The sequence below is a fragment of the Salinicola halophilus genome (genome assembly GCF_003206155.1).
Lineage (GTDB): Bacteria > Pseudomonadota > Gammaproteobacteria > Pseudomonadales > Halomonadaceae > Salinicola > Salinicola halophilus.
The window spans coordinates 1-20,155 of sequence record NZ_PZJV01000001.1 but is presented as its reverse complement, the minus strand read 5'-3'; the positions used below and the strand labels follow the sequence as shown (position 1 = coordinate 20,155).

Here is a 20,155-nt window from a genome sequence, read left to right as displayed (position 1 = left end):
GCCGATGCGACTCTGTCTCTTCCCGGCACTGCGCGCCGGTAGCGTCGCCCTGCTGCTCGCCGCGACACCCGCTCTAGCAGCGAGCGTTTCGGCAGATCCGGTCGCCGCCCGCGCAAAGATGACCACCGCGGCCCCGGGTGGGCCGTCCGCGCGCATCGCGAGCGAGCGTGAGGCGTCGCTACCCTCGATGAACGAGCTGATCGCGCTGGCGCTGGATAACGACGCAGGTCTGCGCAGCCGGCGTCTCGACGGCGAGTCCGTGGCGCAGGAAGTCCCCATGGCCCGCTCGCGCCTGCTGCCGCGCCTGGAGGGCAGCGCGAGCTATCGCGTCAGCGATGCCGACAACATCTATACCGACAACCCCCAGGACTATCCTGACGAGGTCTACGACGACCGCATCTCGGGTCGCACGAACGACACCAGCTGGCGGCTTCGGCTCACGCAGCCGCTGTTCGACCTCGAACGTTCGCGGCAGCTCGGCAAGGCGCGGGCGCAGGCGGATGCCGCCACGCTCGAGGTCGCCGTCGCCGAGCGGGACCTGGCGATGACGGTGATCGAAACCTATCTCGACGCCTATCGCGCCTCGCGCCGCGTCGGTCTGCTCATGGCCCAGCGCGAATCGCTCACGCTGCAGCAACGCCAGGCCCAGCGCGCGTTCGATCTGGGGCTCGGGGACCGCATCAACCTGCTCGAGTCGCAGTCGCGGCTCGATCAGGCGATCGCCGACCAGACCGCCGCGGAGAACGCGCTGTCGATCGCGATCACGGATCTCGAGCGCCTGACCGGTGTCACCCCGATGTTCACGCCGAGACTGATCGAACCCTCGGAGACTGTTACGCCCGAGGAGGAGACGCGCTCGCTGGAGACCCTGCTCGCCGAGAGCGGCGACAACGCTGACGTGCTTCTCGCTGCCCAGCGTGAGCGCGTCACTCGCCAGGAGACCGATATCCGCGGCGCGGCGCGCTATCCGCGCCTGGATTTCGTGGTCGACTACAGCGATCTGCAGAGCAACGACGCGCTTCGCACCAGCCGCGATCTCTCCGCGGGCGTGGAGCTCAACGTCGCGCTATATCAGGGCGGCTACACCACGGCGAGTATCCGTCAGGGCGAGTTGACCGCGCTTGCCGGCGCAGCGAATCTCGACAACGAACGCCGGCTGGCCCAGCAGGAAGTGCGCCGTCGCCTCAAGGGCATTCAGGGTGATCGCCGCCAGCTCGAAGCGCTCGAGCGCTCTATCGTCTCCGGCGCGCTCTTCGTCGACGCCGCGGTGCGCGGTGAATCGTTGGGACTGCGCGACCTGGTCGATGTGCTCGACGCGCGCGCCGCGGTCTACGATCTGCGCATTCGCTACGTCGATACGCTCTGCGACTACCTGGCCAACCGCGCCGCCCTGGCTGCCGCGACGGGCAGCCTCGATACGCCGGCCGTCACTCGACTGATGCGCACGCTCGACACCCTGGAGCAGCGCACCCGGGAGCCGGCGACCGTCGTCACGGCGGGCACCGCCGTTTCGACTCGACGCTAGCCCCCGCGCCCACTCATCGATTGCATTCGAGCTCTCGACCCCGCTCGGGTTTGAAGTTCACGGCTCGACCGTGACCGCCGACGGGGTCTCGGTGTGGTCTGCTATCCTTGGCTCATACCCTTTCGATAACTGTCCTGGCAGTGATTGCTACCGCACCCGGAGCCCGCTCATGAGCACGATTCTTCTATGCCTGTTGGTCACCGCATTGATTCCCTACGGGCTGGCGTTCTGGGGTAGTGCCGTGCGGCGCAAGGAGTTCGGTGAGGTCGACAACCATCACCCGCGTCAGCAGTACGCCAAGATGACCGGCCGTGGCGCTCGCCTCTGGGCCGCGCAGCAGAATGCCTGGGAGGCGTTGGGGCTATTCACCGCCGCCGTGGTCGCGGTGGGCTTGACCGGTACGACGGGCGCGATGGTGGTACTCGCCAGCGTGATCTTCGTGCTGGCGAGAATCGCGCATGCGCTCTGCTACGCATTCGATCTGGCGACGCCGCGTTCGATCATCTTCATCGTCGCCTTCTTGGCGGTGCTCTTCCTGTTCGCAGCGGCGATCTTCTAATGTCCGCGACTCGTGGGTGACGAGTCGCACCGGTGTCTCGAGCGGTGCCCCTCGGCGCTGCCTTTTTCTCCCTTCACGGAATCAAGTTTGCCCGGCCCAAGCCGATAGCGTTTCTACTTGAACGTCGGCCAAAGTCAGTCAGCAGACGAGATTCCGTATCGATGTATAAAGACGAACCGCCTTTGATCGGCGAGCGTGCCACCCTCTACGGGCACGGGCCGGAAGCGACACTCGGTGAGCGAACGCGTGACGCCCGCTGGAACTCGGCGCCGGCGGACATCTCACCGTCTTGGCGACGTCTCGCCTTCGAGACCGTCGGCTTGAAACCCTGGCGCTGGTCCACTTCGGATACCCACTGTCTGCTGCTGCCCGGCGGCGATCGACCGCCCTCTCGGATCGGCATTCGCGACCTGCTTCGCGATCTGTCGCGGCATCAGCGGCATCAGTTGGCCAAGCGCTGGCGAGCGCTCAGAAACGGGCTCGATCACACGCTGGAACTCGACATCAATCCCATCAGCGACGGCCGCTGGTGGCGCGTCCGGGCGCGCGTGACCCAGCGCGATGACTCGGGGGCGCCGGTCGACGTGCTGGGCGTCACCGAAATCGTTCCCGGCCCGGCGCTACGCGGCAGCGAGTGCGTCAAGGCACACGCCTTTGCCGCCTCTCGCGATCCCATGCTGGTCGTCGACGAGCAGTGGCGAATACTCGAGATCAATCATGCCTTCATGACGTTGATCGGTGTCAGCGCGGAGGCGGTGATCGGTGCTTCCCTTCCGTCCTATCTTCGCTCGGCGGTACTCGACGGGTCCCCCGGCCACGCGGCGCGACGGCCGACCGCCACGCTTCACGAGGGCGTTTTTCGCCCCGGCGACGCAACGCGTTCGGCGATCCCGGTGGAGATCACGCTGAGCGACTTCACTCTCAGCGATAGCGGCGGCGTGCACTACATCGCGGCGCTGCGCGATATTTCCGCGCGCAAACGCTCGGAGCGCGAACTCGAACACCTCGCCAGCATCGATACGCTCACCCAGCTTCCCAATCGCACGACGCTGCAGTATCGACTGAGCCGCAAACTCGAGGAGATGCCGAGCGGCGCGACGCTGTCGATACTTTTCATCGATCTCGACGGCTTCAAGCACATCAACGACTCGCTCGGCCATCAGGCCGGCGACAGACTGCTCCAGATCATGGTCGAGCGACTCAAGGCGACCCTTCGTGGGCGTGACCTGATCGCTCGCTGGGGGGGCGACGAGTTCGTGGTGGTGCTGGAGACCGGCGGGGATTCAGAGCGTTCCAAGAACGTCGCCAACCGACTGCTGGATGCGATCGCTCAACCTCTGATGCTCAACGATCATCAGATCGCGATGACCGCGAGCATCGGTATCGTCCACTCCCCCGACGATGGCAACGACAGCGAAACGCTGCTCCAGCATGCCGATGTGGCGATGTATGCGGCCAAGGATCTAGGCAAGAATGCGGCGGTTGCCTATCGCCACGAGCTCAAGCACAGCAGCCTGGAGCAGATGTCGATGCTCTCCCGGCTCAGAGTGGCGATCAACGAGCAGACGCTCGACTTCGTGGTGCAGCCCAAGTTCGATGGCGCCAGCCGCATCGTGGGGGCGGAGCTTCTGGCACGCTGGTCGCTACCGGACTGCGGTCCGATACCGCCGAGCATCTTCGTGCCCCTAGCCGAACACAACGGCATGGCTTCGGCGCTCGGCAACCTTGCGATCGAACACGCCGCCCGCTATGCCGCGGTGCTCGCGGGACTGGGCTATCCGCTCCCCGTCGCGGTCAATATCTCGGCCCTGCACGTCATGGACGAGAACCTCGCCCGCGTACTGGGGGAGGCCTGCGCGCGCCACGCGATCACCACCGATCAGATCGAACTCGAAGTCACCGAATCGATCTTTCTGGAGAATACCCGGGCACCGGAGGCGCGCATCGAGCACCTGCGCCAGCAGGGCTTTCGCGTGGCCATGGACGACTTCGGCGCGGGCTACTCTTCGCTCGGCTATCTCAAGCGGCTGCCGTTCGACACCATCAAGATCGATCGCAGCTTCATGTGCGATCTTGCGGACGACCCGCGGGCGCGAGACCTGCTCGCCGGTATCGTGGGTCTGTGTGCGCTGCTCGGGATGGAGACCGTCGCCGAGGGCGTGGAGACGCTCGAGCAGTGGGAACTGTTGCAGTCGCTCGGGGTCGCGCAGTATCAGGGGTTCTATCTGGGGCGGCCCATGTCGATGAATCAGCTGATCGAGCGGCTCGGTCACCGAAGCGCTGAATCACCGAAGCACTGAATCACCGGACGCTGAACCGCTGAACCCTATTCGAGCGTACAGTCGCAGCGTCTGGACATCGCTTGGCGAGCCGTCGCGTCCCGATTAAGGTAACGCCTTGTCCCGTCCGGCCAGAGAGTGTCATGTCGCTCGTTTTCAGCTTGATCGCGCCCGCTTCCTATACCGCCCCCGAGACGCTCGACCGCGCCGCCGCGGCGCTGCGCGCACTCGGTGTCGAGGTACGCTTCCCCGCCCTGCTGCAATCGCAGACACGTTATCTGGCCGGCGACGTCGAGCATCGGCTGCGCGTGCTTCACGAGGCGTACGCCGATCCCGAGACCGACGCGGTCTGGGCGGTGCGCGGCGGTTACGGCTGCGCCCATCTCGCCGGCCAGATCGACTGGGGCAATCTGCCGTCCAAGCCGCTCATCGGCTACTCCGACGTCACCGTCCTGCTGAATCAGTGCTACCGCCATGCGCTACCGGCCGTCCATGGACCGGTGATGAAAGAAGCGGTGAAGCTCGAGGACGAGGGCGAGCCGCCGCGCGCCGCCGCCACACGCGACTTCGCCGCGCTCTTCGCTTTGCTTCAGGGCACGCCTTGCGAATCGATCCCGCTCGACGCCGTGACGTCTCACCAGGACTTCGCCTGCGAAGGGCCGCTCGTGGGCGGCAACCTTGCGGTGCTGGCGAGCATCGCCGGCACTGAGCTTGCCTTTCGCGCCCCCCCGGGCGCCATCGTCATCCTCGAGGACGTCGGCGAACCCTACTATCGCCTCGAGCGGGATCTCTGGCAGCTGGTGGCCTCGGGCGCGCTCGACGATGCCGCGGCAGTCTGTCTCGGCACCTTCGAGGGCTGCCAGCCCTACGCTGATCTGACGCTCGCGACGCTGTTCCAGACCTGGCTCGCGCCGCGGGGGCTGGCACTCTTCCAGGGTCTGCCGGTCGGCCACGGCCGTGACAACCTGCCGTGGCGCTTCGGCGCGACAGCGCGTATCCAAGACGCACGTCTGCACTTTTCCGCCTGATACAAAAAAGCCGCCTCGCAAAGCGAGACGGCAGAGGGAGAAGCGAGTCTTCGACCGGTGCCCGGCCGGGTCGGATCAGAGGCGTTCGAACACCGTTGCCACGCCCTGCCCCATGCCGATGCACATGGTGGCAAGGCCTAGTGTCGTGTCCTGCTGGCGCATGACGTTCAACAGCGTGGTGCAGATTCGCGCCCCGGAGCAGCCCAACGGGTGGCCGAGGGCAATGGCCCCGCCGTGCAGGTTGACCGCCTCGTCGAGTCGATCCAGCAATTCCAGATCCTTGAGTACCGGAATCGCCTGCGCCGCAAAGGCTTCGTTAAGTTCGACCGTCTGTATGTCGGCGGTCTTGAGCCCGGCGGCCTTGAGGGCCTTGTGTGACGCAGGTACCGGTCCGTAGCCCATGATCGAGGCATCACAGCCGGCGACCCCGGTCGAGACGACCTTGGCCAACGGCCGCAGTCCGAGAGATTTCGCCCGCTCGTAGCTCATCACCATCAGCGCCGAAGCGCCGACGGAGAGCGCCGACGAGCTGGCCGCGGTAACGGTGCCGTTCTTGGGGTCGAAGGCCGGCTTGAGCGCCGCCATCTGCTCCAGGCTGGCATCCTCGCGCACCACCTCGTCGTGCTTGATGCGTGTCAGCAGCCCTTGGGCATCGTGCCCCTCGACCGACACGATCTCACGATCGAAATAGCCCTGCCGGTTGGCCTCGCTGGCGCGGCGATGTGAGCGCAGGGCGAATTCATCCTGCTGCACGCGGGTCACCCCGTGCATCTTGCCGAGTAGCTCGGCGGTCAGGCCCATCATCATGGCGGCCTTGGCCGCATGCTTGCTCGCCGCCGGGTTGACGTCGACCCCATGGGCCATGGGTACGTGCTCCATGTGCTCGACGCCGCCGATGAGATAGCAGTCGCCCATGTCGGCGCGGATGTTGGCCACGGCAATGTGCAGTGCGCTCATGGAAGAACCGCACAGCCGATTGACGGTCTGCGCCGGCACCGACCGCGGGATGCCGGTGAGAATGGCGGCGTTGCGTGCGATGTTCATCGACTGCTCGAGGGTCTGATTGACGCAGCCCCAGATCACATCGTCGACGCCGGCGGGATCGAGCCCGGCATTTCTATCGAAGAGCGCCTGCATCACGGCCGCGGAGAGGTTCTCGGCGCGGACGTGGCGAAAGGCACCCTGCTTGGCCTTGGCCATGGGGGTGCGAACGGCGTCGACCACCACGGCATCTCTGGCATGCAAACTCATAACGTTGACTCCGATGGGTGGTGGATTCAGGCGTGCGCGTCGTCGCGAGCGGCCGGCGTCTCGGCATAGAAGCGCTCGCCGTTGGCGGCCATCTCCCGCAGACGCGGCGTCGGGGCGTAGAGTGCGCCGAGCGTCTCGGCGAGCCGATCGGCCTGGGCAACGAACTCGGCAACCCCGAGCGCGTCGATGTAGCGAAGCGCCCCGCCGCGAAACGGCGGAAAGCCGATGCCGTAGATCAATGCCATGTCCGCTTCCGCCGCCGAGCCGACGATCCCCTCTTCGAGGCAGCGCACGGTCTCCATGCAGAGCGGCACCATCATCCGCGCGATGATCTCGTCGTCCCCCAGCTCACGGCGCTCGGTGATCACCTCATCGACCAGCCGATGCGCCTCGTCATCGTGGAGTTTCTTCGGCTTGCCCTTGCGATCCTCTTCGTAACGATAGAAGCCGAGGCCGTTCTTCTGACCGAGACGTTCGTGCTCGAGCATCACCTGAATCGCGGACTTCCGACGCGGCGCCATGCGATCGGGGAAACCCTCGGCCATCACTTCGCTTGCGTGCACGGCGGTGTCGATGCCCACGACGTCGAGCAGGTAGGCCGGCCCCATCGGCCAGCCGAAACGCTCCATGATCTTATCCGCCCGTTCGAAGTCGACGCCATGCTCGACCAGCGCGCTGAAGCCGCCGAAGTAGGGGAAGAGTACGCGGTTGACGAGAAACCCCGGGCAGTCGTTGACCACGACCGGTGTCTTGCCCATCTGCCGGGCGTAGGCCACCGTGGCCGCCACGGCGGCATCGGACGTCTTGGCGCCGCGGATCACTTCCACCAGCGGCATGCGGTGTACCGGGTTGAAGAAGTGCATGCCGCAGAAGTTTTCGGGGCGCACCAGATCCGCCGCCAGCCGGTCGATGGAGATGGTGGACGTATTGGAGGCGAGCACGGTCTTCTCACCGACCGCCGCTTCGACCTCCTTGAGTACCGCGCCCTTGATCTTGGGGTTCTCGACCACGGCCTCGACGACGATATCGACGTGGCCGAAGTCCCCGTAGGAGAGCGTGGGACGAATGTTGCTCAACACCTCGGCCAGACGCGCCTGAGTGAGTTTGCCGCGCTCGAGCTGTTTGCCGAGAAGCTTGCGCGCCTCGTTGAGCCCGAGTTCGATCGCCTCGAACTTGATGTCCTTCATCAGGATGGGTGTGCCCTTGTAGGCACTCTGGTAGGCGATGCCGCCGCCCATGATGCCCGCCCCGAGGACGGCGGCCTGCTCGATCGACGGCGCCTGCTCGGCGTAGGACTTGCCTTTCTTCTTGACCGCCTGGTCGTTGAGAAAGAGCCCGACCAGGTTGTAGCAGACATCGGTCTTGGCGAGTTTGGCGAAGGCTTGCGCCTCGATGGCCTGGGCGCGTTCGCGCCCCTCGCCGGCGCCCTTCTGGATCACCCGAATCGCTTCGATCGGCGCCGGATAGTGCGGCCCCGCCTTGCCCGCGACATAGCCCTTGGCGGTCTCGAACGCCATCATCTGCTCGACGCCGTTGAGCTTGAGCGGCGCGCCTTTCTCGGCACGCCGAGCGCGGTAGTCGAAATCCTCGGCGGCGGCCTTGGTGATCAGATCACGGCCCGCTGCCATCAGCTCGGCACCAGGAACGACGGCATCGACGGCCCCGACCTTCAGCGCAGCTTCGGCATCGTTCTGCGTGCCTCCGGCGATCCACTCGATGGCGTTGTCGGCGCCGATCAATCGCGGTAACCGGACGCAGCCGCCCCAGCCCGGCACGATCCCCAGCTTGGTTTCCGGCAGGCCGATCTCGGCGCTGTCCGCCATGATCCGGTAGTCCGTGGCCAGGGTCACTTCGCAGCCGCCGCCCAGCGCCAGACCGTTGATGACGGTGACGGTGGGGAAGGCCAGATCCTCCAGCCGATTGAAAATGGCGTGAACGCGCTGGTTCATGTCGACGAGAAACGCCTCGTCCTTGGCGAACATGCCGTGAAACTCGGTGATGTCGGCGCCGACGATAAAAGCGTCCTTGGCACTCGCAACGATCAGCCCCGTGATGCCCGACTCGCCCTCCAGCGCCGCGATGGCGGCATCCAACTCACCGATGACCGCGGACGAGAGCTTGTTGACCGATTCCGCCTGCAGATCGAACGTGAGAACGGCGATTCCGCCCTCCTCCCGCTCGACACGAATGGCATCGCCTTGATAGAGCATGGGGTTCTCCGTGCCATGACTTCAGAAGGCTCCGACGCGACCCGGAGCGAATCATACGAGCGTTTGAATGCCTGCAGCATTGCGTGCCCCCGCAGCGGCGTCAAGCTCAACCAAAGTCGTGATGCCGGCAACACGGCGGGCGAGTTCGCGCGATCGCCCGTTGCGCCCCACCGCCACGCGCGCAAGCGCGAAGTCGCGTTCACGCCGACGCGCGCCCCAGAGCGGTACGCTAGAATAACGCGGCCCGAGCCGGCCCTGGGTCTCGGGCCACCTTCCGTTCGTCGTCAATGCCGGAGCGCCGCGTGTCCCTCAAGGATAGCCTGCACCCCTCGAATCTGGCCTGGATCGAGCCACTCATCGCGAAGTCGAAGCGCTTGTTCTGGCTCTGGCCACCGATCGCCTTCGTGCTCGGGCTACTCGGGTTCTTCCTGGTCAACCGCCAGCAATGGCTGGGTGCGGTACTGGCAGTGGGCCTTGTGTTCACCTGGGTGCTGCTGATCGCCGAAAGCCTGATCAACAAGTGGTTCTCGCGCCGCGGCCGAGCCTCAGGCCTCCCCCGTGCGGTCACGACCTTTCTGGCCCAGATGGTGCATCAGGAGACGCTTTTCTTCAGTCTGCCGTTCTTTCTGGCGACGACGATCTGGTCCAGCGGACAGGCACTGTTCACCGGGCTGCTCATCGCCTGCGCACTGCTGGCGATTCTCGACCCGCTCTATTTCGGGCTGTCGAATCGTCATCGCTGGCTCTATTTGCTCTTCCACGCGCTCTGCGTCTTCGTGGTGACGCTGGTGGCCCTGCCCATCATGCTGCGCCTGACGACCGGAGAAAGTCTGGTGCTCTCGATTCTGGCGATGACGTTCTTCAGCGTCCCCAGCCTCGTGGGCCTTCTGAAGCCGGCGGGCATCTGGCGGTGGCTTGCGATGGTGGGACTGCTGGCGCTGCTTGCGGCGGCGGCATGGGCCGGACGCAGCTGGATCCCCCCGGCGACGCTCTGGCTGTCGGGCAGCGCCCTGTCGCCTTCGTTCGATACCGCTGCCCGCGAACCGCGCGGCGAGATGCGGTTGACCCCAGATGCATTGAAAACGCGCGGGCTCTACGCCTACACCGCGATCCGCGCCCCTCGCGGACTGCGTGAAAAGATCTATCACGTCTGGCGTCATCAAGGGCAGGTGGTCGAGCGCATTCCTCTGATGATCCACGGTGGCCGCGAGCAGGGCTACCGGGCCTGGACCCATAAACAGCACTTCTCGAACGACGTCGGGGGTCAGTGGCAGATCGACGTCACCACCGAAACGGGGCAGCGCATCGGCAGTCTCAAGTTCACGGTAGCGCCGGACGAGACGGCGAGCGCCGCCGACGGCCGGATCCAGCGTCCGCCGGGGTTACCCGGCTGGAACATTCGCCATCTGCTGGGAAATGACGGGGAATGACGACGTGGCTTGCATTATCCTGCGGTGCTTTGGAGAATGTTAGGACGTTCACGATTCAGGTAATCCGCTATGGCACAGCATATCGGCTTCAAACTCGCTCGCCTGCCCCGACTCTGGCGGGCGGTCATCGATGAACGCTTGGCGCCGCTGGGCTTGACCCAGACTCGCTGGGTGACGCTCTACAACCTGCGCCGCATGGGCGGCGGCCAAGCACAGTGTGACCTTGCTCGCGCCATCGGTGTCGAAGCCCCCTCGCTGGTGCGAACGCTTGACCAGCTGGCCGAGCAGAACCTGATTGAGCGCCGGCCGTGTTCGGAGGATCGGCGCACCAAACGCCTGCACCTGACAGACGAGGCCACGCCGCTGCTCGAGCAGATCGAAGCCATCGTGGAAGAAGTCCGCGATGAGATGCTCGCGGGGCTCTCCGACGAGGAGATCGATCGCTTCGAGGAGATCCTGAATCGTATCGAGAAAAACGGCCTCGATCTGCAGCGTCAGTCCGAGCAGGCCAAAGCCAGCTGACCTCGCGCTTCTTCGACATCACGCCAAACGCGCCGCCACGGACGGCAGCGCGAACGCGCTTCTCATCGTTTTCGACCGCTGCCCGCCAGCGTCTCTCGCATCGCGACCCAGGTCGGCCACTCGCGCTCGAAACGCTCGAGCGACATGCTTTCCTCCCACCAGATTCGCAGCGTTCGCTCGCGGGATTCGACCACCAGCGCATCGACCGGCAGCGTCTCAAGCCACGCCATCAATGCCGCTTCACGCTCGCGGTCCAGCGACGGCAGCGGGGCTTCCCGCCAACGCCATTGAGGGCACGCCCTGTCCAGCACCTCACTGGCGACTTCGTCTCTCACCGCCACGAACGCGCTGCCCGTCCTGTCATTGGGATAGCGCAATCGATAGCCGATCAACGTCGCGTCGGGGCGAGCGAGCGGCACCTGGGTGAAATCGAGTTCACCACCGTGGCGCTTGGCATGTCGGCGCACGCCACTGCGCGGCGACTCGCTTCGGCCCGGCCTGAGCGAGAGCATCGGCGAAAGAATCAGTAAAGCGGCGATCAGCAGGCACACCCAGATGGCCATAGCGTCCTCGTGTCAGTACAGCGGGTTATAAAACGACGACCGCCGGGCTCGTTGCGACGCGACGCGGCTTACGCCATGATCGGCTGCGGCAGCATGTCGCCTGGCGGTGCGCTTGGCGGCGCTCCGTGACGGGATTACAGTGAGAAGCACGCATTTGCCGGATGGGAGAAGTCACCATGAGCAATGAATATCATCACGTTCTGGTCGCCGTGGATCTCACCAAGGATTCACACAAGGTGCTCGAGCGGGCGATTCCCATCGCGCGCCGCAACCAGGCCAAGCTGTCGATCATCCATACGCTGGAACCGCTCGGGTTCGCCTACGGCGGCGATATCCCGATGGACTTGACCAGCATCCAGGATCAGCTCGACGAGCACGCGACTCATCGTCTCGGTGACATCGCGGACCCTTACGACATCCCCCGCGAGGATCAACACATCGTCATCGGTATGCCGGATACCGAGATCCAGCGCTTCGCCAAGGAGCACGGCGTCGATCTGATCGTGGTGGGCTCTCACGGCCGTCACGGCTTCGCGCTGCTGCTCGGCTCGACCTCCACCGGCGTGCTCCACGGGGCCGAATGTGACGTCCTTGCGGTGCGTGTGGGCAAGGATGGCGAAACGCAGGAGTAAGCCCCGGCGCTCGCTTCGAGCGCAACCCCCAACCGCCGTGCCCCTCGGGGCGCGGCGGTGTCGGTTCAGGCTTCGCCCGCGGCCATCGCCTCGAGCGTCATCCAGCGCTCCATCGCCTCATCGAGCGCCGCCTGGGCTTCGCTCATCGCCTCCAGCGTAGCGGTCACCTGGGTGCTCTCCTGCTGATAGAAATCGGGACTGCCGACCTTGGTTTCGAACTCGCCGATCCTGGCCTCCAGCGCCTCGATGGTCCCCGGTAGCGCATCGAGTTCCCGCTGGAGCTTGTAGGAGAGCTTGACCGGACGCTTGTCGTTCGCCGCTCGACTGCTGGCCGGCGCCGACGCCGTCGGCTCCTCCTTGGCGGTGGTGTCTGCGCCGCTGCCCCGAGGGGTTTCCCATGGGGCGGGCGGCAGCTTGCCCCCCTGACGCACCCAGTCGGTATAGCCGCCGACGTATTCGCGCACGATGCCGTCGCCCTCGAAGGCGAGCGTGCCGGTGACCACGTTGTCCATGAATGCGCGGTCATGGGAGACCAGTAGCAGCGTCCCCTCGAATTCCAGCAGCAGCTCTTCGAGAAGCTCCAGTGTCTCGACGTCGAGATCGTTGGTCGGTTCGTCGAGCACCAGGACGTTGGCCGGCTGAGTGAAGAGCTTGGCGAGCAGCAGTCGATTGGACTCGCCCCCCGAGAGCGCTTTCACCGGCTGGCGGGCCCGCTCGGGTGTGAAGAGAAAGTCCTGAAGATAGCTGATGACGTGCTTGTCCTTACCCGCCACGGTCACCTTATCGCTGCCCTGCGCGACGTTGTCGTAGACGCTCTTGTCGAGTTCGAGCCCGGCACGCAGCTGATCGAAGTAGGCGACGGAAAGGTTGGTCCCCACCCGTACGTTGCCCTCCTGAGGCGTGAGCTCGCCGAGCAGCACCTTGAGCAGCGTCGTCTTGCCGGCTCCGTTACGGCCGATCAGACCGAGGCGGTCGCCGCGCTGAATCTCCAGGGAGAGGTCGCGGATGATGCACTCTTCACCGTAGTAGTGCGTGACCTGCTCGAGTTCGACGACCCGCTTGCCACTGCGTTCGCCGCTGTCCACCTGGAACGACGCCTTGCCCTGGCGCTCGCGGCGCTGAGAGCGCTCGCCACGCATCTTCTCGAGCGCCCGCACGCGACCCTCGTTCCGAGTCCGCCGCGCCTTGATACCCTGACGAATCCACGACTCTTCCTGAGCGAGCTTCTTGTCGAACTCGGCTCGTTCACGCGCTTCGACCTCGAGCTCGTGGGCCTTCTGCGCCTGGTAGGTGGCGTAGTCGCCCGGGTAGCGGCCGAGGCGCCCTCGGTCGAGCTCCAGGATCGCCGTGGCGAGACGCGATAGAAACGCGCGGTCGTGAGTGATGAAGAGCACCGCGCCCTCGAACGCTAGCAGCTGCTCTTCGAGCCAGGCGATGGTATCGATGTCGAGATGGTTGGTGGGCTCGTCGAGCAGCAGCAGATCGGGGCCGGCAACCATGGCTCGCGCCAGCGCCACTCGCCGGCGCCAACCACCGGAGAGCGCGTGCATCGAGGTTTCCGCCGGCAGGCCCAGTCGGGTGAGCACGGTGTCGATCCGCTGGTGGAACGACCAGCCGTCGAGCGCCTCGAGGCGCGTCTGCAGCGTCTCTAGTCGGCGCATGTCGGGGTCGTCCATGGCGATCAGCCGCTGATACTCCGCGAGTAGGTCACCGGTTTCGGGCAGTCCCTGAGCGACGATCTCGAAGATAGTGGCGTCGTCGGCATCGGGCAGCGACTGCTCGAGCACGCCGACCTTGAGACCCGGCGCACGCCAGACGTGGCCGTCGTCGGCCTGGTTATCACCGGCGATCAGGCGCAGCAGCGTCGATTTGCCAGTACCGTTTCGCCCCACCAGTGCGAGCCGCTCGCCCTTCTCGATCACCAGATCGGCACCGTCGAGCAGCACATGGTGCCCGTAGGCGAGTTGCAGTTGTTCCAGCCGTAGCAGTGCCAAGGAGAACCTCATGATCGTGGTTGGAAATCGAGCGCTATTGTAACGCGCTCAGCAGATGCGACCGAACGAAACCCGCTGATGCTGCAGCAATATCGCGCGGTCTCTACAATGGACGGCCTTGCAGCCGGACAAGCATGACTTGCCCGCGGCCTCGGCGCCCCTCTCGTCTCGAGTGGCCTGCTACCGCCGTTCGCTCTCATCATCAACGTATTCATCAACAAGGAGTGCCGCTTGAGCGACACGTCCCACCCGTCGTCACCGCTACCCGAGGCGCTGGAGATTACGTCTCCCGCACCGCTCATCGACATCGGTGCCAATCTCACCCACGAAAGCTTCGAGCGCGACCTCGATGCCACGCTCGATCGCGCCCATCGCGCCAACGTCACGGCGCTCATCGTCACCGGTGCCGATCTCGAGGGCGCGCAGAGGGCGAAAGCACTCGCCGACCATCGAGCCGGGCTTTTCGCGACCGCCGGGCTGCATCCCCATCATGCCGGGGCCTGGGACGACACCCTCGAAGCCAGCATGCGAGCGCTTCACCAGAGCGATAGCGTCGTTGCGGTCGGCGAGTGCGGGCTGGACTTTCATCGCGACTTCACGCCGCGCGAGCAACAGCAGCGGGCATTCGAGGCGCAGCTGGCGCTGGCCGCCGAATCCGGCCTGCCCCTGTTTCTCCACGAGCGCGACGCGGGTTCGCGGATGCTCGAGATGCTTCATGAGTGGCGTGACCGTCTCAGCAATGCCGTGGTGCACTGTTTCACAGGCGACCGGAAAACGCTGCACGGCTATCTCGATCTCGATCTGCATATCGGCCAGACCGGATGGATTAGCGACGAGCGGCGCGGCCATCATCTGCGCGAGTTCGTTGCCGACATTCCCAGTAATCGTCTGATGGTCGAAACCGACTGTCCTTACTTGCTGCCGCGCAATCTACCGGCGAAGCTCAAAGGACGCCGTCATGAGCCCGCCCTACTACCCTGGATCGTACGCGAGCTGGCCCACTGGCGCGGCGAAACGGAACAAACCCTGGCCGAGCGATCCACCCAGACCGCAGCCAATTTCTTTCGGCTGCCGATCCAGACCACCATGGGGCAGGACACATGATCGAGTATCCGGGATTCATCGCGGTCGAGACCGGTGAAGACAACTCGCTACCCCTGGCAATTGCCTGGGCGCTCTCCGACGGCACGGTCAAGCACACTCTGATTCAACCCGACGAGCAGTGGCTTGACGACGAGATGCTCTCGTTGAATGGCTACGACCTCGATGACCTCCGCTACCTGGGGGTCAGCCCGCTAGATGTGCTGCGTGAGCTCGAAGGCGATCACTTCAACGAGACGCTCTACACCGCCGGCGTCCAAGACGACGAGGCGGCGCTGTCTAGGCTGTTCGACGATTTCGGCGTCGACCCTTTCATCGAGCTCGCGCCCGCTTCTCGCCTCTATCCGGACCTGGGTGCCGGGGAGTGGTCCCGCGCGCGCAACGAGCTCTTCGGCGACATGGGGCTGGAGCCACTGCGCCCCGAGCACGAAGTGCAGGTCATGCTCGAGCTCCACAAGCGTCTGGTCGACGAACAGGGTTGATCGAGCGCCGTGATTCATAGCCATCGCTTCCACTTGTTAGCGACCGCGGTTGCTTCCTAGCCGTCGCTGAGCCGTCGACGCCCGAGTGCCGCGGCGGCGGCCAGCGACATGCCTTCCCGGTAGTAGCCGAGTAGCGCGCGATGGAACGCATCGGCGCGCGTCGGCAGACCGTGCTGCCGGTAGTAGACGGCGCGCTCGGCGACGTGCTGCGCGAAGCGCTCTCGATTGCTTTCCGCGCCATCGAGGTTATCGACGCTGACCCGAAACGGCTTGTCGCAGGCTTCGCTGAAAAGACGCTCCAGCGCTTGCGGCGCGATCTCTACGCGCTCGAACTCGGCCTGGCGCAGCGCATCTCGCCCGTCGGGCTCGTACCAGTAGCCGTAATCTTCCTGTTCGCGGCGCGCCGCGCCGGCGATGCACCAGTGGCTGATCTCGTGCAGTGCGCTGGCAAAGAAACCGTGGGCGAAGATGATACGGTGATGCGCGTGCTCGGCATCCGCAGGTGCGTAGAGCGGCTCGTCGTCGCCACGAACGAGCCGGGTTCGATAGGATTCAGCGAAGAGCGCATCGAACAGGGCGATCAGATCCTCGATTCGGTGAGTCACGCAGGCTCCTGGTGCAGGGGTGAACGGTTAAGCGGATCTCGATGGCTTCGGCTGGCGAGAGCCCGAACCAGCGGTCGGCGAGTATACGCAACTCGCCGATAGTCGCCGAGCCCCCGGGCGGCAACTCCTGCTAGAATCGCCGGCCTCTTTGTGCGCTCAAGGAACGGCTCATGTCTTCGCTATCCCCCCGACGTCGCCGGGAAACGGGCAGTCTGATCCGGCTGGCGCTACCTATCTACGGCGCCCAGCTCGCGCAGTCGGGCATGAGCGTGGCGGACATCATCATGTCGGGACGGGCGAGCGCAACGGATCTGGCCGCGGTATCGGTCGGAGCGAGCCTCTGGGTACCGCTGATGCTGCTGATGACGGGCACGCTGATGGGCGCGACGCCGATCGTGGCGCACCGGGTGGGTAGCGGACGCTACGACCGTGTCCGTGCCGGCGCGCATCAGGCCCTCTGGGTCGCGCTCCTCTTCGGCTCACTCTGCGCGATCACCCTGGCGTTCGGTGCTCGGCCGATCTTCCAACTGATGGAGATTCCGGCGGGTGTGGCCACGCTCGCCAATGACTATCTCGTGGCAGTGGCCTTCGGCATTCCGGCCGTGGCGTTCTATCAGGCGCTGCGCGCTTTCTCTGACGGCATGCACCACACCCGTCCCGCGCTCTGGATGGGCCTGCTGGGGCTCGGCGTCAACGTGCCGAGCAACTACCTGCTGATCTATGGCGGGCCGGGGCTGATCGAGCTCTTCGGGTCGGCCACGCCCGGGGTTCTCACCGACCTGCCGGCACTCGGTGCCCGCGGCTGCGGGATCGCCACGGCCGTCTCGATGTGGGCGATGTGTCTGGGCATGGCGTGGTACACGCGGCAAAGCCGCGCCTATGCGCCGGTCACGCTGTGGGCCTCCCCCACGCCACCTCGCTTTCGCGAGATCGGAGAACTGCTGTATGTGGGACTTCCGATCGGCCTGGCCATTTTCTTTGAAGTGACGCTTTTCACGGTCATCACGCTCTTGGTGGCGTATCTCGGTGAGGTGACGGTGGCGGCGCACCAGATCGCGCTCAACGTGACTTCGGTTCTGTTCATGCTGCCGCTATCGCTGAGCATGGCGTTGACGGTGAGGGTGAGCAATCGACTCGGCGCGGGGAATCCCGAAGAGGCGCGTTTCGTCGCCTGGAACGGCACTGCCGTCGGCTTTCTCATGGCACTTCTCAACGGCCTGCTGATCTGGCTGTTCGCCGAGCCAGTGCTCTCGATCTACTCGACGAACGTCGATGTTCGAACGCTTGCGATGTCGCTGATTCTGCTCGCCATGCTGTTCCAGATATCGGACTCGCTTCAGGTCAACCTCGCCGGCGCGCTTCGCGGCTATCGTGATACCCGGGTGGTCATGGGCATCACGCTCATCTCTTACTGGGTCGTGGGGCTGGGCGTGGGACATCTGCTCGGACGGGGCGTGCCGGGCATCGAGGCGATGGGGATCTACGGCTACTGGATCGGGCTCAACGCCGGTTTGACGGCAGCGGCTGCGCTGCTCGGGTGGCGTCTCTGGGCAGTCGCCCGACGTCACGGCGAGGCGGCATGAATCGCGGTCTCGTGCGATATCGATCGCGCTCGCTGGGAAGCGACGATCGACGAATTCGCAACTTAACAGCGGGATACAGGCTGTGCTAATACTGATTCGAGGCCACGCCGATAGATCGCCGAATCAGGAGGGTAGTCATGGGTACTCCACTTTCCCCCCGCTGTGCCCAGGTCATCGACCTGGAGACCCGGAGAGATCGGCTCAGAGCCCGCAAACGGCTCGTACGTTTATCGCCCGAACTCGATGGCTTGGAGATGCTCTACTATCTCTCGCGCGACCCGGATACGCTTTACGGACTACCCGTTCTCGCCTGGGGCCTGCGAGAGGATGGCAATGTTGCCGGCCTGGTGCCGTGGATGGATCGACTGACGCCGTGCCACGAGCTCGAGGATCCTGAATATGGCCACTTCATGGGGTATCGAGATCCCGAAACGCAAGACATCTTCTACGATGCCCCTGCGCACAAAATCGCGGAGCTCGAACACGCTGCAGCCTACTTCGACTACGAGGAGACGGGTGGGATCTCGCTGACGCAGCAGCTACCGGAAACCCAGGGAACGCATGCACTCTGCGCGACGCCTGGCGACGAGCCATGGCAACTCAAGCAGGTCTACGGCTGGCATCTCTACAGTGACGGTGGCGTCGACGCGATGCTGCTGGACGACGATGAGGCCACCTCTTTCCCCATCCTTGCGGGAGACGACTGCCTCTACCCCGGCCGTAACCGGCACAGCTCGCTCTATTTCTTTCAGCGCAGCATCGCCAATCGCATTCGTGAACACGACGGCGAGACGCTCGAAGCGCTGGCGCTGATGGTAAGCGGCAAGGAAGAGTGAGCAATTCGGGTCGTCAACCGTCGACCCGAATACGGTAGTGGTACTCGTCGGCGTTTTCGGATTGCTCGATCAGCTCGTGTCCCAGAAAACCGCAGAACTTGGGAATATCGCGCGTGGTGGCAGGGTCGGATGCCAGCACGTGCAGCACTTGACCGGGCTGCATGTCACGCACTTTATTGTGCATCAACATGATCGGCTCGGGGCAGTACAGGCCTCGCGTATCCAGCTCGACGTCTGAAGCGGTGTCAGTATCTTTCATGATGTCTCCTGCGACCGTCACTCGTGAATTTCTACGTGAACGGTCACTTCCTCACGATCGTGATATAGGTGTTTGCAGCGAACGGTCGCAGCGATATGGCGCGTTCCGAGTTCGTGTTCGAGCCTGGCCAAACAGCGCTTCACTTCTTCCCATCGCTTCTTCATCGGCAGCTTGAGATTGAAGATGGCCTCGCGACACCAGCGCTTCACTAGCCAGCGTTCGACCATGTCGATAACTCGCATTGGCTTGTCAACGATATCGCACACCAACCAGTCCAGGCGGTAAGGCGGTTCCCAGACGAAACCATCTTCGCGCAAGTGCTCCACCTGGCCGGTCGCCATTAGTGCTTTGTCCATCGGGCCATTGTCAATTGCGTAGACGAACATCTGTTTGCGCACGAGCTGATACGTCCATCCACCGGGGGCAGCACCGAGATCCACGGCCTGCATCGCGCTGGAGAGACGTGTTTCCCATTGCTCCCGCGGAATGAACACGTGCCAAGCTTCCTCGAGCTTCAGGGTCGAACGACTCGGCGCATCGGCGGGATGACGCAGACGCAGGACGCCCCCTGGATGTTCGCTACGATTGCCCGGGAAGCTCATGCCAATCTGGACGGACTCGCCTGAAAGCCAGAACAGATGCAGTCGACGCCCTCCCGCCTTGCGCCGTAGCCCGCCGCCTTTCTTGAGCGCGCTTTCCAACGGCCGGCTCAGCGATTTCGATAGCCGAGCCAGACTTTTACCCTCGTTGGTATCCGGCGTTTCGTGCCAAACCGATTCGAAGTTCCAGCCGCTCTGCTTCACGAGCTCGGCAATCGCACTGATTCGATCCGTGCGATCGAGATTCAGCGGCTCGAACGCAACCAGTGACTGGCGCGCGAACACCAGCGACTCCAATCGTACATCCCGATGGATGGCGTTGGCGGGGCCGTCGGCACTTCGCCACCTGACGAAACCGGTATTGGGTACCGTCGCCACGACGTCGCCGGTTTCACCGGCACTGGCAGCGCGATCCAGGACTTCGGCACCGAGATCGGATTCAAAGCCGGCACGGCAGTAGAGAAGCCATTCATTAGGGGTCCGATTCACGCGGTCCTCTTCGATCTGAACTGAATAGACGATACACGGTAGCTTATTTACCCCTGGACATCCCTCGTCCGAGGTATTGGTTACCATGGATTGGCTTTTTACTGGCCCAAAATAGCACCCATAAAAAAACCCCAGCCGATGGGCTGGGGTTTTCGAATAAGAGCCTGACGATGACCTACTCTCGCATGGGGAAACCCCACACTACCAT

General features: G+C 64.4%; 18 protein-coding genes. 11 read left to right on the top strand and 7 right to left on the bottom strand.

The features are described 5' to 3' along the window. The first annotated feature begins 4 nt into the window (after window positions 1-4). The 4 genes from DOM33_RS00090 (at window position 5) to DOM33_RS00075 (ending at window position 5,391) form a co-directional block, all read left to right on the top strand. Complete coding sequence (locus DOM33_RS00090; RefSeq protein ID WP_162617843.1) at window positions 5-1,525, top strand: TolC family protein; 1,521 nt, start codon at window positions 5-7, stop codon at window positions 1,523-1,525. A 169-nt stretch (window positions 1,526-1,694) separates the two neighbouring features. Next, complete coding sequence (locus tag DOM33_RS00085) at window positions 1,695-2,084, top strand: MAPEG family protein (protein WP_110664696.1); 390 nt, start codon at window positions 1,695-1,697, stop codon at window positions 2,082-2,084. Between the two features lie 161 nt (window positions 2,085-2,245). Next, window positions 2,246-4,384 carry a putative bifunctional diguanylate cyclase/phosphodiesterase gene (locus DOM33_RS00080; protein ID WP_110664694.1) on the top strand — a complete coding sequence of 713 codons (2,139 nt, stop codon included), beginning with the start codon at window positions 2,246-2,248 and terminating at the stop codon, window positions 4,382-4,384. Window positions 4,385-4,506: 122 nt separating this feature from the next. Next, window positions 4,507-5,391 (top strand): S66 peptidase family protein, encoded by an 885-nt coding sequence (locus tag DOM33_RS00075; RefSeq protein ID WP_110664692.1) that lies wholly within the window; start codon window positions 4,507-4,509, stop codon window positions 5,389-5,391. Between the two features lie 75 nt (window positions 5,392-5,466). Here the strand turns inward: DOM33_RS00075 and fadA are convergent, their stop codons facing one another. Next, the gene (gene fadA, locus DOM33_RS00070; RefSeq protein WP_110664689.1) at window positions 5,467-6,642 is read right to left on the bottom strand and encodes an acetyl-CoA C-acyltransferase FadA; all 1,176 of its coding nucleotides are present in this window, start codon (window positions 6,640-6,642) and stop codon (window positions 5,467-5,469) included. 26 nt (window positions 6,643-6,668) lie between these two features. Next, window positions 6,669-8,852 (bottom strand): fatty acid oxidation complex subunit alpha FadB, encoded by a 2,184-nt coding sequence (fadB, locus tag DOM33_RS00065; RefSeq protein WP_110664686.1) that lies wholly within the window; start codon window positions 8,850-8,852, stop codon window positions 6,669-6,671. Between the two features lie 302 nt (window positions 8,853-9,154). On the opposite strand from fadB, the gene DOM33_RS00060 reads away from it, so the two are divergent. Beyond that, a complete protein-coding gene (locus tag DOM33_RS00060; RefSeq protein ID WP_239495206.1) occupies window positions 9,155-10,282 on the top strand; it encodes a DUF5924 family protein in 1,128 nt (375 codons plus the stop codon). A 69-nt stretch (window positions 10,283-10,351) separates the two neighbouring features. Beyond that, on the top strand, window positions 10,352-10,804 hold the full coding sequence (gene slyA, locus DOM33_RS00055) for a transcriptional regulator SlyA (protein WP_110664681.1): 453 nt from the start codon (window positions 10,352-10,354) through the stop codon (window positions 10,802-10,804). A gap of 62 nt (window positions 10,805-10,866) precedes the next feature. On the opposite strand, the gene DOM33_RS00050 is transcribed toward slyA, so the two are convergent. After that, window positions 10,867-11,367, bottom strand: a complete 501-nt coding sequence (locus DOM33_RS00050; protein WP_110664679.1) for a preprotein translocase subunit YajC — start codon at window positions 11,365-11,367, stop codon at window positions 10,867-10,869. Between the two features lie 176 nt (window positions 11,368-11,543). Here DOM33_RS00050 and DOM33_RS00045 point away from each other — a divergent pair, with 176 nt between their 5' ends. Continuing rightward, the gene (locus DOM33_RS00045) at window positions 11,544-11,999 is read left to right on the top strand and encodes a universal stress protein (protein ID WP_110664677.1); all 456 of its coding nucleotides are present in this window, start codon (window positions 11,544-11,546) and stop codon (window positions 11,997-11,999) included. A 65-nt stretch (window positions 12,000-12,064) separates the two neighbouring features. Here DOM33_RS00045 and DOM33_RS00040 read toward each other — a convergent pair whose 3' ends face one another. Next, window positions 12,065-13,993: an ATP-binding cassette domain-containing protein gene (locus tag DOM33_RS00040; RefSeq protein WP_110664675.1), complete on the bottom strand. Its 1,929-nt coding sequence runs from the start codon at window positions 13,991-13,993 to the stop codon at window positions 12,065-12,067. Between the two features lie 231 nt (window positions 13,994-14,224). On the opposite strand from DOM33_RS00040, the gene DOM33_RS00035 reads away from it, so the two are divergent. Next, window positions 14,225-15,097, top strand: coding sequence for a TatD family hydrolase (locus tag DOM33_RS00035; protein ID WP_110664673.1), 873 nt, complete (start codon window positions 14,225-14,227; stop codon window positions 15,095-15,097). Next, window positions 15,094-15,576: a hypothetical protein gene (locus DOM33_RS00030; protein ID WP_110664671.1), complete on the top strand. Its 483-nt coding sequence runs from the start codon at window positions 15,094-15,096 to the stop codon at window positions 15,574-15,576. Before DOM33_RS00035 ends, DOM33_RS00030 begins: the two co-directional genes overlap by 4 nt. Window positions 15,577-15,632: 56 nt before the next feature. Here the strand turns inward: DOM33_RS00030 and DOM33_RS00025 are convergent, their stop codons facing one another. Next, a complete protein-coding gene (locus DOM33_RS00025; RefSeq protein WP_110664669.1) occupies window positions 15,633-16,181 on the bottom strand; it encodes an elongation factor P hydroxylase in 549 nt (182 codons plus the stop codon). Window positions 16,182-16,351: 170 nt separating this feature from the next. Between DOM33_RS00025 and DOM33_RS00020 the strand changes: the two genes are divergently transcribed. Both DOM33_RS00020 and DOM33_RS00015 read left to right on the top strand, forming a co-directional pair. Continuing rightward, a complete protein-coding gene (locus DOM33_RS00020; protein ID WP_110664667.1) occupies window positions 16,352-17,764 on the top strand; it encodes an MATE family efflux transporter in 1,413 nt (470 codons plus the stop codon). Window positions 17,765-17,901: 137 nt separating this feature from the next. Then, window positions 17,902-18,600 carry a hypothetical protein gene (locus tag DOM33_RS00015; protein WP_110664663.1) on the top strand — a complete coding sequence of 233 codons (699 nt, stop codon included), beginning with the start codon at window positions 17,902-17,904 and terminating at the stop codon, window positions 18,598-18,600. Between the two features lie 13 nt (window positions 18,601-18,613). Here DOM33_RS00015 and tusA read toward each other — a convergent pair whose 3' ends face one another. Next, a complete protein-coding gene (gene tusA, locus DOM33_RS00010) occupies window positions 18,614-18,859 on the bottom strand; it encodes a sulfurtransferase TusA (RefSeq protein WP_110664648.1) in 246 nt (81 codons plus the stop codon). Window positions 18,860-18,876: 17 nt separating this feature from the next. Beyond that, window positions 18,877-19,947, bottom strand: a complete 1,071-nt coding sequence (gene rlmM / locus DOM33_RS00005; protein WP_239495205.1) for a 23S rRNA (cytidine(2498)-2'-O)-methyltransferase RlmM — start codon at window positions 19,945-19,947, stop codon at window positions 18,877-18,879. Window positions 19,948-20,155 lie beyond the last annotated feature (208 nt).

Bases quoted from the DNA above. Each gene is read 5' to 3' on its own strand.
- fadB (WP_110664686.1), bottom strand. From the start codon at position 8,852: ATGCTCTATCAAGGCGATGCCATTCGTGTCGAGCGGGAGGAGGGCGGA.
- DOM33_RS00020 (WP_110664667.1), top strand. From the start codon at position 16,352: ATGTCTTCGCTATCCCCCCGACGTCGCCGGGAAACGGGCAGTCTGATC.
- DOM33_RS00030 (WP_110664671.1), top strand. From the start codon at position 15,094: ATGATCGAGTATCCGGGATTCATCGCGGTCGAGACCGGTGAAGACAAC.
- DOM33_RS00085 (WP_110664696.1), top strand. From the start codon at position 1,695: ATGAGCACGATTCTTCTATGCCTGTTGGTCACCGCATTGATTCCCTAC.
- DOM33_RS00050 (WP_110664679.1), bottom strand. From the start codon at position 11,367: ATGGCCATCTGGGTGTGCCTGCTGATCGCCGCTTTACTGATTCTTTCG.
- fadA (WP_110664689.1), bottom strand. From the start codon at position 6,642: ATGAGTTTGCATGCCAGAGATGCCGTGGTGGTCGACGCCGTTCGCACC.
- DOM33_RS00075 (WP_110664692.1), top strand. From the start codon at position 4,507: ATGTCGCTCGTTTTCAGCTTGATCGCGCCCGCTTCCTATACCGCCCCC.
- DOM33_RS00015 (WP_110664663.1), top strand. From the start codon at position 17,902: ATGGGTACTCCACTTTCCCCCCGCTGTGCCCAGGTCATCGACCTGGAG.
- DOM33_RS00045 (WP_110664677.1), top strand. From the start codon at position 11,544: ATGAGCAATGAATATCATCACGTTCTGGTCGCCGTGGATCTCACCAAG.
- tusA (WP_110664648.1), bottom strand. From the start codon at position 18,859: ATGAAAGATACTGACACCGCTTCAGACGTCGAGCTGGATACGCGAGGC.
- DOM33_RS00080 (WP_110664694.1), top strand. From the start codon at position 2,246: ATGTATAAAGACGAACCGCCTTTGATCGGCGAGCGTGCCACCCTCTAC.
- DOM33_RS00090 (WP_162617843.1), top strand. From the start codon at position 5: ATGCGACTCTGTCTCTTCCCGGCACTGCGCGCCGGTAGCGTCGCCCTG.
- slyA (WP_110664681.1), top strand. From the start codon at position 10,352: ATGGCACAGCATATCGGCTTCAAACTCGCTCGCCTGCCCCGACTCTGG.